Origin of the sequence: Kineothrix alysoides, assembly GCF_000732725.1 — a bacterium.
Classification (GTDB): domain Bacteria; phylum Bacillota; class Clostridia; order Lachnospirales; family Lachnospiraceae; genus Kineothrix; species Kineothrix alysoides.
This window is the reverse complement of the sequence record NZ_JPNB01000001.1, coordinates 400,783-413,460: the sequence shown is the minus strand read 5'-3', so window position 1 is coordinate 413,460 and position 12,678 is coordinate 400,783. Positions and strand designations below refer to the sequence as shown.

The window sequence follows — 12,678 nt, the reverse complement described above, 5'->3', positions numbered from 1 at the left end:
CTTCTCCTTTTTCTCTTCACTTTTTACTTTTCAATTTGTTCTTTCCGCTAAAATACCCGTGAAACTCGCAGTCTTCCTCGAATTCCACGGGTCATTTATTTTACATGTCATAATCCCCTCTAATATCCTCCGTGGGAGGAACGAGCGGATATGTTCCGCTGAAACAGCCCTTGCAGACGCCCAGGCCGTTTACCATTTCTTCCAATCTCTCTTCTTTTAAGTACGCCAGAGAATCGGCGCCTATCACCTCGCAGATTTCTTCTATAGAACGGTTATAGGCAATCAACTGCTCCCTTGCCGGTACATCCGTTCCGAAGTAACAAGGCCATAAGAAGGGCGGCGAGCTTACCCGCATATGCACTTCTTTTGCTCCTGCCTCCCTGAGCATACGCACGATACGGTCGGAGGTAGTACCGCGGACAATGGAATCGTCAATCATAATGACCCTCTTTCCGGAAACCGCTTCCTTCAAAGCATTCAGCTTGACCTGTACGCTGGTCTCCCTGTTTTTCTGCTTGGGTTTGATGAAGGTACGTCCAACGTAGGAATTCTTAACGAACGCCTGCCCATAAGGAATACCCGACTGAAGGGAATAGCCCAAAGCCGCACAGTTTCCTGACTCCGGCACTCCTACCACGAGATCTGCCTCTACCGGAGAATCCATGGCGAGGAATTTACCCGCCAGTATTCTGGAATTGTAGACGCTTACTCCGTCGATATAACTGTCCGGTCTTGCGAAATAAATGTATTCAAAAACGCATCTGCTGTGCTCTTTATCGCTTATGCAATGGCTGGTATCGGATTCAATACCTTTTTCAGGGGAAATCGTGACAACCTCTCCCGGAAGCACATCACGGATGTACTGCGCTCCTATCGTATCCAGCGCACATGTTTCGGAAGCCAATACATAAGCGTCCTCCCTCTTTCCGATACAAAGAGGGCGAAAGCCGAAGGGATCTCTCGCTCCGATAAGCTTTCTCGGCGACATGATTACCAGAGAATAAGCTCCCTTGATCTTCTGCATGGCCCGTCCGACAGCCGCCTCTACCGTGTTCGTGTTCAGACGCTCTCTGGCAATATGATACGCGATGACCTCCGAATCGATAGTGGTCTGAAAAATAGCGCCGGTATACTCCAGCTCGTGCCGAAGCTCGGGTGCATTAATCAGGTTACCATTATGGGCTAAGCCTAAGGTTCCCTTCACGTAGTTAAGCACTAACGGCTGCGCGTTCTCTCTCGTGCTGCTTCCTGCAGTGGAATAGCGCACATGTCCTACACCGATATCGCCTTTTAGCTTTTCCAGCATTTCGGGAGTGAAGGATTCGTTTACCAGTCCCATCTCCTTTGCGCTTAACACCTTGCCTTTCGGTCCCTTGGTATCGCTGACCGCTATACCACAGCTCTCCTGCCCTCTGTGCTGGAGCGCCAAAAGCCCGTAATAAACAGCAGAAGACACGTCGCCTCCGGCAAAATCATATATACCGAATACGCCGCATTCTTCCCTTAGCTTATCCGGGTCCCCCATTACAGAAATATTTTCCAAATCTGCTCCTGTCTCTCCTTCGATCCGTCGTTGCAGCATCTTTTTATAACCCCAAACGTTTGAAGACTTCGTTGTATGCTTCCTCTACATTTCCCATATCCCTGCGGAAGCGATCCTTGTCCAGCTTCTCGTCCGTGTGAACGTCCCAAAGTCTGCATGTATCCGGAGATGTTTCGTCCGCAAGAATGATTTCTCCATGATAACGGCCGAATTCTATTTTAAAATCTATCAATTTAATATCTGCTTGAAGAAAATATGCTTTCAGTACTTCGTTTACTTTGAATGCATATTTTTCGATAATTTCGATTTCCTCCCATGTCGCCAGTTCCAGAGCAACTGCAAAATAGCTGTTGATCAGCGGATCTCCGAGATCGTCGTTCTTATAGCTGAATTCGATGGTAGGCTCTTTGAACGGAGTGCCTTCCGGAACGCCCAGTCTCTTGGAAAAGCTTCCTGCTGCCACATTACGGATAATTACTTCCAGCGGAACGATTTCTACTTTCTTTACGGCCGTCTCCCGATCGCTCAGCTCTTCTACAAGGTGGGTCGGTACGCCTTCCTTTTCCAGAAGTTTGAAAACGTGGTTCGTCATTCTGTTGTTAATAACGCCTTTTCCTGCAATCGTTCCCTTTTTCTCACCGTTAAAGGCTGTAGCATCGTCTTTATAATCCACGATTACGATATCCGGATCATCCGTTGCAAACACCTTTTTTGCTTTTCCTTCATAAAGCTGTTCCAGTTTCTTCATTTTTTCCTCCGTTCTGCCCCATCAGGCACAAAAACACAATATTATTGTATACCAAAATACAAAATCATCACTATGAAGTATATACCAGTTAATTTTATAAATCAATACCGCCGTCTTCCCTCATATCATTTTTTCCATTGTGCTGAAAAAAAGGGGATTATGCAGTAAATTTTCCAATAAATTCCCTAACGCGCTCGTTGGGGGCAGTAAAGATTTCCTCCGGAGTTCCCTCCTGCTGTATCAATCCCTGCTCCATGAAAACAATGCGGTCCGACAGTTCCTTGGCAAATTGCATCTCATGGGTCACGATAATCATCGTCATATGCTCTTTTGCCAATTCCTTAATGACTCTCAGTACTTCGCCGGTAAGCTCCGGGTCCAACGCCGAGGTTGGCTCGTCGAAGAACAGAATCTTAGGCTGCAGAGCCAACGCGCGTGCGATGGAAACTCTCTGCTGCTGCCCTCCTGAAAGCTGATAGGGATACGCATCTTTTTTCTCTTCAAGCCCAAGCTGCTTTAGCAATTTAAGAGCCCTCTCCTCCGCTTCCTTCTTGGAGACTTTATCCACGCTTATTGGCGCGTCCGTAATATTTTTCATAACACTGTAATGAGGAAAGAGGTTGAAACTCTGGAATACCAGGCCGAAATGCTTATGTATCTCCTTAAGCTTCTGCTTCCCTGCATATACACACTTTCCGCTTTCCTCCCATGCGGCAGCCTCACCCATATATTTCAGCTCCCCGCCATCCATCTTCTCCAGCATGGTCGCACAGCGAAGCAAGGTGGATTTTCCGGAACCCGAAGGGCCGATAATGGATACCACTTCCCCCTCCTTCACCGACAAAGAAATATCCTCTAACACCCCCGTACCATCAAATCCCTTTTTCATATGGTTGATTTCAAGCAGATTCATTTCCTTTCACCCTCCTTCCTATCTGTAATAGTTCAGCTTCTTCTCCAAATACTCCATGAAGCTGGCAACAATTAAATTGAATAGATAATAGAAAAATCCCGCCGCCATCAACGGCATGATACTCGTCTCCTTGGCCGCGATCTGCTTAGCGATGGTAAACATCTCTGTTTCCGCAAGTACAAACGCCAGAGACGTATCCTTCACAAGCGTAATCGTTTCATTGGTAACCGGCGGCAATATCCGCTTCATTACCTGAGGCAGTATAATTTTGAAAAACGTCTGGGATCTCGTATATCCCAGTACCTTCGCCGCTTCGTATTGCCCTATAGGCATAGATTCGATACCTGAGCGGTAGATTTCCGCGAAATAAGCCGCATAGTTGAGTACGAAGGCAATGATTACCGCCATAAAGCGGTAGCCGGAGGATATTTTTAGCCCGAACACGTAAAATGGAGCGAAATATACGACAATCAATTGCAACATCAAAGGGGTTCCGCGCATAACGGATATGTAAAATTTACTGACACTTTTCAATATTCCGTTCTTGGACATCCTGCCAAAAGAAAGGACAAGCCCCAACGGCAAAGAAAATAACAGCGTCAGAAAGAAGATTTCCACCGTTATTCCCATCCCCTTAAAAAGTTGTGACACAATCGTTGCTAAGCTCATATAATGCCTCCATTTTCCGCCATATATATAAATATACCATAAAAAGAACAAAAGTGTGCTTCTCACACTCTCGCGAACAAATACTTCCGCCGCACAACTTTTGTTCCGCGCGTAGCTGCGCATTGTTTGCCCGAAGGGCTTTTATGTAATAGGAGCACTTTTCTATTACATAAAAAACCGCTGCCGAATATATTATATTGCAGCGGTTTTTTAACCGGTTACTTTCCTATGCAAATGCTCTCTGTCAAGCCGAAATCAGAGTATTTTTCCGCAATTTTCATAAAAGTTCCATCGTCAGCCATTTCCAGCAAGGTTTTCTGCACCTTATCCCTAAGCTCCTCATTGCCCAGCTTAAATCCGATTCCATACTGCTCGGAAGCGAGCTGCTCACCCAGAATCACGAAGCTGTCGCCTCTGGAGCTGATCTGATAATTCGCTACTCCGATATCGATGGCAAGAGCATCAATCGCATTCTGCTCCAGATCCATAAATGCAACGTTATAATCACCATACTGCTGAAGTTCCTCAAAAGTAGATGCTAAGTCGGAAGCATCTCCGGTCAGCGCTGCAAGGGCTGAGGAATCCTTTTGTACCCCTACTACCTTTCCGGCAAGGTCAGCCTGAGAGGTAATGCCGGAATCTGCCGCCACTACGAACACCTGGCTGTTATCAACATAGGGTACCGACCATGTATAAGCGTCTTCACGTCCCTGAATCGTAAATCCGTTCCAAATACAATCGATGGAACCGGAGGATAACTCCATATCCTTGGAATCCCAATCGATCGGCTGCGCTACGAAGGTCCATCCGTTGCGCTCGCATACCTCTTTTGCGAGGTCCAAATCAAATCCTATGTATTCACCGTTCTCATCCATATAACCGTAAGGGGGGAATTCCGCATCGAATCCTACAGTAAAAGTCTTTCCCGAATCGCTTCCGCCGCATGCCGTAAGCACGCCCGCAGCCATCATTGCCGCGCATAATAGTGCAATCGCCTTTTTCATACTATGTTCTCCTCATCCGTCTCATTTTTACAACAATAGATAGTTTCTAATGTGCTTTACGTTTCTTCCAATGCACTGCACTATAGTCACACTGCATCTTGCTAAACTGTCAGCACGCTGTCATAGTATCATGCCCGGCTTTTACTGTCAAGGACAAAACATTTCCATAAGTTAAATATCTCTGCTATAAGGCCGTAAGGCTGAATAGTAACTAAATATCTCCAAATCTGTCCGTCAGCTCTTTAATTTCCCTCGCATACTGAGGATAACTATCAGCCATATCCTTTATCGCATTTTGGGCTCCGGCTATGATTACCTCTTTATTATAGTCTATACGGCGGCGCAGCGACTGTCTCCGTATAATGAGGCTATGCCGTATTTCCACCATTTCCTTGCTGTCCAGAATCGCTGCTGTCTGGTGAAGCCAGATAGCGGGATCCTTAATCTGATAGCATTTTAAGATGTTTAACAACTCCTGCTGGCAATCGTCAAGCTCCAGCTCCGCCTGCCTGTAGCTTTTACGTTCTTCCTTTTCTATCTTATATTTCTCCCACAAGGTACTCATCTCCTTGGCACTGGATACCTGATATTTCAAATAAAGATAGTCCAAAAGGTTGGTATTGTTCACATATCGTATCTTTACCCTGTTTTGAAGCTGGATAATCCTGTTAATGCCGGCCTCTACTTTCTTAAGCTCCTTAATGGCTTCCGTATGCCTCAGATAAAGAAGGGTGATGACAAGGGCTGCAATACCTGCCGTCAGTAAAAACCCCAGCTGTGTATCCATATCCATGCCATACTGCAATACGAGAAGCACTGCGAAGCATACGACAAAGGCTGCGCCGCAGATAATTGCCATTCCTCTGGAATCCGCTATCATATTTCTCAGTTCATCTTTTCTATATAAATAGGCATGCTTTTCTCCATCCAGCCGGAACATATCCTGTTTGATGCGGTTTTGGTCCTCCTCGGCCGAAGCAAGCTTACGGCAGGCTTCCTGCGCTTCTTTCTCTATTCGTTCCACCTGATGAAACCGCTCGTCGCTCATACGATTCTTTTTCCCAAGGTAGACGCCCCGCTCATTCTCCAGTTTGTCAATTTTCTCTGCGCTTGCCTTAAGCTCACGCATTTCTTCCTCAGGAAGCGCTTCGATTTCCTCCATATCCTTTAAATAGGAAGTAACCGTGTTGTATTCCAAGTTCAGATTCTCAAGCTCCAACTTCGCATCCGCTATCTGATCCGCAAAGGCCTTAATATAATCCTGTCTCTGTCCGCTGTCATGAACCTGAATCGACTTTCTGTCGTATTCCAGTTCCATCCAGTTCGCGTCTTCATATTCCTCCAGCCTTACGTCCCTTTTTGCCTTCCAGCCCGAAACCTTCTGAAATAATTTGTTCTTCTTAATCAGCCCCATACTTCTCCTTCGCTATTCAGAAACATTCTCTCTGTACTGTTCCTTCAATTCACCGGTTATACGCTCAATTTCTTCATAATAGGATATGGAATTTCTCTCCTCTTTACAGACCTTTAAGGTAAAAAGCATTCTGCTTTTTTCGGTAGTCTCGAACTGACTCCTAGCCTCTTGAAACAACTCCTCCACCTTCAAAGACAGCCCATAATCCCCTTCCTGCCCTGCAATAAAATCCACATATTCCGTCTCGTTCATCCTCATGCGGTTGGCTGCCAGATATCCGAGGCGGGATTCCTCAGCGCCGTCGCATTCATATGCCTGTTTAAAGCTTTCTGCCGCCTCCGCGAATTGAAAGAACAATGCGTAAACGGTACCTCTGTTATGATATACCTTGGCCTTCAAATCTCTTTCTGATTCCGGAAGCTCGTCCAGCAAAATGTCATAACTTTTCAGCGCAAGTATATATTTACCGTTTTGCGCAAAATAATCCGCTCTCATCTTTTTCTTCTCATACATGCTAAGACTGATTCCGCTTTTTAAATTTTCTTTTATCCTCTCAGTTTCTTCTCTCTCACCATAGCCTACGAAGTCCAGAATGCACTCTATGAAATCGCCGATGGAGCATTCCTCTTTCAGCATGTGCAAAAGACGTTCCGACAGTTCTTCCACCCCGCACTCCTTCGCCAGCCAGTCCGCCAGATTCTCGTCCATAATTTCTCTGTCAATCAGATGAATGTTCTGCATAAGACAATAACATAACTCCTCTGCGGAATAGACATTGACGTATGCTTTCTCCATAAAATACGGCAACTTCGCATATCTTCCTATACAAAGTAATACTTTTCCCAAGGTCCTTCTCCTCCCGCTTTTGTAGTTACACCATGTCGAATGTCTTTACCCATTCTCCGCCGGAAGAAGGAAAAAGCTCTCCAAAGCCCATATCCTTCACCCTTACGTTCACTTGATTCTCCGAAGCCATTTCCATCGTGATGCGAAGCCTTGTCGTTCGCTTTGGCCTCTCCGGAATCCCTTCCAGCGTCATGTGAATCTCTCGTGCTTCCTTGCCGTTAAGAGGCGTGAGAATAATGGATATGTCGCTGCCATCTTCCAATATCACATCGTATTCCTTCCCCGCTTCAAACCAGTTGACTCCGGCATCCATAACCGCAAAATACGAATCCAATCCCCTTCGCAACACCTTCATTCCTATGTTTGCCTTAAGTTTATCCAAACCGAGAAAAGCATAATTTTTCCCTTCTGTGCTCCATGTCAGCTTCTCGCATATCCCATAGCAGGCACCCTTGCTGTAAAGGTTGTTTCCTTTGAACACGCGTCTTCCCATACAAAGATATTTCAATGATTCCGACGCCCAATCCTCCTTGTAGCCGTCCCCGATCAAGTAGGCGCAGGATATGATTCTGTCCTTGCACTTTTCCTTCACAATGTCCAGAAACTGCATGTCCAATAGATGCTTCTCGTCCTCCTCCATCTCAGTTAATGCTTCCGGGTCCTTCCGCCGTATTTGTTCGTACTGCTCGATATCAATGTACATTACCACTGGAGTAGTCTTCTTGTTGCTGTTAAGAGCGTACACCTTCATCCGCCGGTTGTCATAGTCGCACAGCAACGCCTCGTAAGTCCACAACTCCTTAGGCTGATAAATAGTATAATAATAGAAGCTTTCCACATGGCTCTGGAAGAAAATTTTGTCCGTTTTCAGGTGTAAGTTCGCCGCTACCTTAGAAAATACTTCCACCATCCGTTTGTCCAAGTCGTCTGCTGTAAACATGATTCCCTCCAGATATTCCGGCGGCGCCACCAGCCCTAAGGCGGACATGCTCCGCTTAATAAATAAGGTGAGAAGGGCAACCGAATCGAAGCTGTCCCCATCAATTTCCACAGACTCCCCTTCTCTTGCCAGGCTTAGAAGGTCTTTTACCAATACCCCCTCCTTTTCCTGAGCGAACTTAAGAGCTTCCCTGCCATAAAACCATTGGTTTACTCCATTTTTTTTGCAGAGTACCAAGGGAATATTGAATTGCTCCGTTCCCGTTACCGCCGCAAGAGTCTCGGGCTCCTCCGAGTCGGGAAAACAATAGCTAATCTGCGCATAGGAATCGCATAGGTCATAGCCGATGGCGATTCTTCTGCTGTTCTTTTTAAGAATTCCTTCTGTTTTTTCCAAAAGCATAACTTATAAAACCCCTATATCCCCGCATATCAGCGCAGCTTAAATATCTGCGAGGTCATATACTCCTTCCCGTAATACTCTTCCAATAAACAATCCACCGTATTGTAGTCTTGAAGTGTCTTCCCTACTACGATGTCATTTATCATGCTGAATCTGTCCTCCGCTTCCTCCTGCAAAATATCGCTCTTACTGATGGACGCGCTTTCTGTAAGCTGTTCTTTGCCGTCCCCTTCTTCCGTAATGTAATATTGAAGCTTTTCTCCGAAGAATAGGACGAACGCTTTCACGCACACACCGCCGTACATATCCCGCATTTCTTCTTTTCTATATTCCTTTTCCGTAAACTCCCCTTTTTCCACAATGAAATGGATAACTGCTTTTCTTCCCGGCCTGACCTTATACTCAATCATCGTCTTATCCGCAAACTGCTTCATAATCGGGATTTCCTTCGTATACTCTTTAAAAAAATAAAAATAAATATTTTCATCCAGCATATCGTATAAAAACTTCTTAATTACCGAGTTTATCTTCGGCGTGGTATCCTGCCTATTCTCGGCATAATATTTCAACAGTGCCAGCTTACATACCTTATGAAGCCGCTCTCCTCTATCATAGACCCTGACGGTATCTGTAAAAATGAACTCATCCGGCAGCTTGTCCTTTACAAAATAATCAAAAGCACATTGGGAAAGAACCGCATGTTCCACCTGTGCCTTCGCGCCTCCTGATACATAGGCTTTGAAGATTTCCATCCGCTCTCCCACAAAGGAACCGGCAAACAGCATCTGCACAAGAATTCTTTCACACAGTTCATAGGTCTCCGCGTCAAAGGCCGTCGCAGCTTTCCATATATCCCGCAGCTGCCTTAGCAGTCCGTTGTAGAAATAACCAAGATAGGTAATCAGGTTTCCGTCATACTTTCCCTTCTTAAACGCATAATGAACGCAATAGGTCAGCGCCGTATCCTCTAAAAAACCGTCCCGTGATATCAGGCGGCTGCACAGACGTACGAGAGTCTTTGTCTCTATACCCTCTGCACCGAAACGCTTTACCCATTCAAAGGCTTTATCATACATTCCCCGAATGACCATAAGGCGAAGGATTTCATTTCTCTCCCTCTCCTCCATGACCTCCGGCTGCAGCTCCTCCAGATAATCGTCTAATTCCCGCATATAGTCCTGCTCATAATAATAATGCACCAGCTTAAGCCTTACTTCGCTCTTGGTGCGTTCCGCCATATGAGCGTTAGCAGCAATATACCTAAACCGCCTTTCATTTGCCTGCGTAATCTCCACAAAAGCCTTGTCTCCTGCACATATATGCAGTGCAAGACCCATATGCTCCGTCACATAAGGGCTGATTATAAGCAGCAGATTATCCGGCGGCATCATCGCTTCCACCTGGAAGGGTACACTGGCACAATACCGGTTTCCCTCCTTATCCTCCAGAAGCAGCTTATAATCGCTGCCGTAAAGAGGCACCCACGCTCCGTCCCCGCCTACCGGATATTTATATTCCTGTCTGCTGACGGAATAGCTTACAATCGCTTGTCTGATATCTTTGTTTTCCATAGTCAAGTGGTTCATGAAAATAAGATAGGCCAGCTTCTGTGCCACCTCTTCATTTACCATTCGGGGCGATATCGTATTCTTATATAAATAGGCCAGGTTCTTATTCATCCGCCCCTTATGTATCTGATCCAAAACGAACCGCTCAATGCGTTCGCAGTAATTTAAATATACTTCCGGCTGTTCTTCCCTTCTCTTATATACATAGGAATACAAAAAAGCGTTCTTTTCATAATCCAGCTCACTGTGGTAGGAAAAATACATAAGAATAATCTTAGGAAGAGTTCCGTCATAATCTTCAGGCAGGGACATCATATAATATTCATAGAGTTTCGTAATGCGAAGCTCCGCCTCTACGCCCAGCCGATACCATTTGAAATAGCGGCCCTCCGCCTTATTTCCCTTTATCAGCAACGTGCAAATGACCTGCAGTGTCTCCTTATCCGGAAATTTCTCGTAACAGGAAGCTAATATATAGTAAACTCTTTCCGAATAGGACTTCAGCTTCAGCGCCAAATACCGCACCTGCAAAATCAAGTCCTGCGTCAAAAGTTCCCTTTTCGCAGCGTAACTCAACACCTGAATCTCAAAGGAGCCAAGTTTCAAAAGGAGGGTAGGATTAAGCTCTAACAGATGCCATGCCTCGACATACAGAACAGGGCTCCTTCCCCCTCTGCTGTACTGCTCCTCCAGCATCAGCCAGCGCCTGGAAGGACTCTTGCCGTATTCCTCCGACAGATACAGCATAAGCCATGCAATCCTCCAGTTATTCGGATTGTCATAGTATATCCGCTCCACCTTCCTCGATACTTCCTCCACATAGGAGGGCTCTCCATTGTGCAGCGTAGTTAAATATAAGTAATAGCAATAGATCTCCGGGGGACAACTGTTTTCCCGAATCTCCGATTGGATTCGCTCTAACTGCCACTGTGCTTCATTAAATCGTTCCTGCGTAATAAGAATCTGTACTCGGAACAGCCTTATCTGTATGTCCTTCTCATCAAGCACCGCAAGCCGTTCCACCAGCTTCTCCGTCTCAGCCATCCATGTCCGTGCATTCATCTTTTTCATGCGGAAGGAGTCATAATGTTTCATCAGCACCAAGAGGAGATTCCTCTTCTCCCTGCGGATTCCCAATGCCCGCTTATGCTCCATATTGCGAACCGCTAAGACGGGTATCGTCAGGCTGACACAGGAATTAAAGATATGTATGGCGCCGTAATTGCGCCCGGCATGCAGCTTTTCGCTGTCTATATAATAGTTTAGACAAAAGGAATTCCCCAGAAAGTCATCGTCCGATATCTTTTCCTTCTCTAAGGTAAGAAAATCCCCCTCTGTCCCAATATTCAAAAAAGTATGTCCCCATCCATTTCGCGTAACCGTAAGACTGTGCTCCGAAATATCATAGGGATCCTCGATGCAGATATCAGTCTCGCTCAGTATATACTCCACCTTCTGCTTCTTATTTATCTCGAGAAGAAATTCCTCTACATTCTGCTCGTTACCGTATACCGCAGAAAGCCCCTTGTAAGCTCCGTAGTACTGTCTGTCGTTACCGTCCGTAAATAAACGCTCGAATTCCTTGGAATAAAAAAGTTTCACCGCCTCCGCCCAGTTCGCCTTAGCCAGATTGGCGAAATGAAACATGTTCTTGATGTCACCGAGGCTCGAAGTCACGGTGCCGGAGACAATTTCGATACGGTATGGAAGCTCGTACTCCCCGTAATTGGATATGATGGAAAACTGGCCGGTAAGAACATCCCCTTCCTTCATCCCCTCCGAACGAAACCGGTATGCAATTTCTTCTTTTACTCCGATAAACTCCTTACTTAAGGATTCCATTCTAAGCTCCGAGGAATATATGTACCCTTCCATAAGCTTATCTGCAGGCCCCGATATGATAAAGGAACCCTCTTCCATCTCCCCTTTGTTCAGGAAAAGCTCCAGACTTAAGGATGAAAAGTCTAAGATGCCGCTATCATAAGTTTCCTGATTGCATTCCGGCTTCTCATAATCAAATCTGCCCTCTAATAAATCGCCCATTACCTTCCTCAAATTATTTCACCCCACACCAGATTTACATTATTAAATTATACCATTAAGAAACCCCTTTTAGCAACCGCGCGAAGAAATTCAATTTAAGTGTGATTTATAGGTTGACAAAATAATATTTTTATACTATTGTATTAATTAAGTAATACAGTAGTACAAACGACTACCGACAAACTACTGTCCAATAAATTGAAAGAAAGGAAGGATCACATGGCGTGGATATTAAATGCAGATAAACCTATTTACACACAACTCGTTGAAATAATACAAACGCAGATTATTTCAGGCCGTTATAAAGCCGGCGACCGGCTTCCGAGTGTCAGAGAACTGGCCGCAGAAGCGAGCGTCAATCCGAATACAATGCAAAAAGCTTTCGCGGAACTGGAAAGAAACGGTCTAATTGTAACACAGAGAACGAGCGGACGCACCGTAACGGAGGATATCGAATTGATCAATCAGACGCAGGCACACTTGGCCGAAGAATGTATTAAGAACTTTTTTCAGATGATGAAGGAACTGGGCTATTCGGAAAAAGAGATTTTGAATCTCATTGAAAAAACAGCCAAAGAGGGGGAGTAA

At 45.4% G+C, this 12,678-nt stretch carries 10 protein-coding genes; 1 reads left to right on the top strand and 9 read right to left on the bottom strand.

All coding sequences use genetic code 11. From position 1 onward, the window contains the following. Positions 1-100: 100 nt before the first annotated feature. The 9 genes from purF to CC90_RS0101930 all read right to left on the bottom strand — a co-directional run bounded on the left by purF (position 101) and on the right by CC90_RS0101930 (position 12,090). Positions 101-1,525 (bottom strand): amidophosphoribosyltransferase, encoded by a 1,425-nt coding sequence (purF, locus tag CC90_RS0101970; RefSeq protein ID WP_031389159.1) that lies wholly within the window; start codon positions 1,523-1,525, stop codon positions 101-103. Positions 1,526-1,586: 61 nt separating this feature from the next. Further along, positions 1,587-2,291: a phosphoribosylaminoimidazolesuccinocarboxamide synthase gene (gene purC, locus CC90_RS0101965; protein WP_031389158.1), complete on the bottom strand. Its 705-nt coding sequence runs from the start codon at positions 2,289-2,291 to the stop codon at positions 1,587-1,589. Positions 2,292-2,448: 157 nt separating this feature from the next. After that, complete coding sequence (locus CC90_RS0101960; RefSeq protein ID WP_031389157.1) at positions 2,449-3,204, bottom strand: amino acid ABC transporter ATP-binding protein; 756 nt, start codon at positions 3,202-3,204, stop codon at positions 2,449-2,451. A gap of 18 nt (positions 3,205-3,222) precedes the next feature. Then, positions 3,223-3,873: an amino acid ABC transporter permease gene (locus CC90_RS0101955; protein WP_031389156.1), complete on the bottom strand. Its 651-nt coding sequence runs from the start codon at positions 3,871-3,873 to the stop codon at positions 3,223-3,225. Between the two features lie 218 nt (positions 3,874-4,091). Next, the gene (locus CC90_RS0101950; RefSeq protein ID WP_031389155.1) at positions 4,092-4,877 is read right to left on the bottom strand and encodes an amino acid ABC transporter substrate-binding protein; all 786 of its coding nucleotides are present in this window, start codon (positions 4,875-4,877) and stop codon (positions 4,092-4,094) included. A 211-nt stretch (positions 4,878-5,088) separates the two neighbouring features. Continuing rightward, a complete protein-coding gene (locus CC90_RS0101945; RefSeq protein ID WP_031389154.1) occupies positions 5,089-6,291 on the bottom strand; it encodes an AAA family ATPase in 1,203 nt (400 codons plus the stop codon). Between the two features lie 12 nt (positions 6,292-6,303). Continuing rightward, positions 6,304-7,137 carry a tetratricopeptide repeat protein gene (locus tag CC90_RS0101940; protein ID WP_031389153.1) on the bottom strand — a complete coding sequence of 278 codons (834 nt, stop codon included), beginning with the start codon at positions 7,135-7,137 and terminating at the stop codon, positions 6,304-6,306. 25 nt (positions 7,138-7,162) lie between these two features. Next, entirely contained in the window at positions 7,163-8,479 is a 1,317-nt protein-coding gene (locus CC90_RS0101935) for a DUF5716 family protein (protein WP_031389152.1), read from the bottom strand. A 29-nt stretch (positions 8,480-8,508) separates the two neighbouring features. Next, positions 8,509-12,090: a DUF5717 family protein gene (locus CC90_RS0101930; RefSeq protein ID WP_031389151.1), complete on the bottom strand. Its 3,582-nt coding sequence runs from the start codon at positions 12,088-12,090 to the stop codon at positions 8,509-8,511. 219 nt (positions 12,091-12,309) lie between these two features. On the opposite strand from CC90_RS0101930, the gene CC90_RS0101925 reads away from it, so the two are divergent. After that, positions 12,310-12,678: a GntR family transcriptional regulator gene (locus CC90_RS0101925; protein ID WP_031389150.1), complete on the top strand. Its 369-nt coding sequence runs from the start codon at positions 12,310-12,312 to the stop codon at positions 12,676-12,678.

Bases quoted from the DNA above. Each gene is read 5' to 3' on its own strand.
- purF (WP_031389159.1), bottom strand. From the start codon at position 1,525: ATGGGGGACCCGGATAAGCTAAGGGAAGAATGCGGCGTATTCGGTATA.
- purC (WP_031389158.1), bottom strand. From the start codon at position 2,291: ATGAAGAAACTGGAACAGCTTTATGAAGGAAAAGCAAAAAAGGTGTTT.
- CC90_RS0101960 (WP_031389157.1), bottom strand. From the start codon at position 3,204: ATGAATCTGCTTGAAATCAACCATATGAAAAAGGGATTTGATGGTACG.
- CC90_RS0101955 (WP_031389156.1), bottom strand. From the start codon at position 3,873: ATGAGCTTAGCAACGATTGTGTCACAACTTTTTAAGGGGATGGGAATA.
- CC90_RS0101950 (WP_031389155.1), bottom strand. From the start codon at position 4,877: ATGAAAAAGGCGATTGCACTATTATGCGCGGCAATGATGGCTGCGGGC.
- CC90_RS0101945 (WP_031389154.1), bottom strand. From the start codon at position 6,291: ATGGGGCTGATTAAGAAGAACAAATTATTTCAGAAGGTTTCGGGCTGG.
- CC90_RS0101935 (WP_031389152.1), bottom strand. From the start codon at position 8,479: ATGCTTTTGGAAAAAACAGAAGGAATTCTTAAAAAGAACAGCAGAAGA.
- CC90_RS0101930 (WP_031389151.1), bottom strand. From the start codon at position 12,090: ATGGGCGATTTATTAGAGGGCAGATTTGATTATGAGAAGCCGGAATGC.
- CC90_RS0101925 (WP_031389150.1), top strand. From the start codon at position 12,310: ATGGCGTGGATATTAAATGCAGATAAACCTATTTACACACAACTCGTT.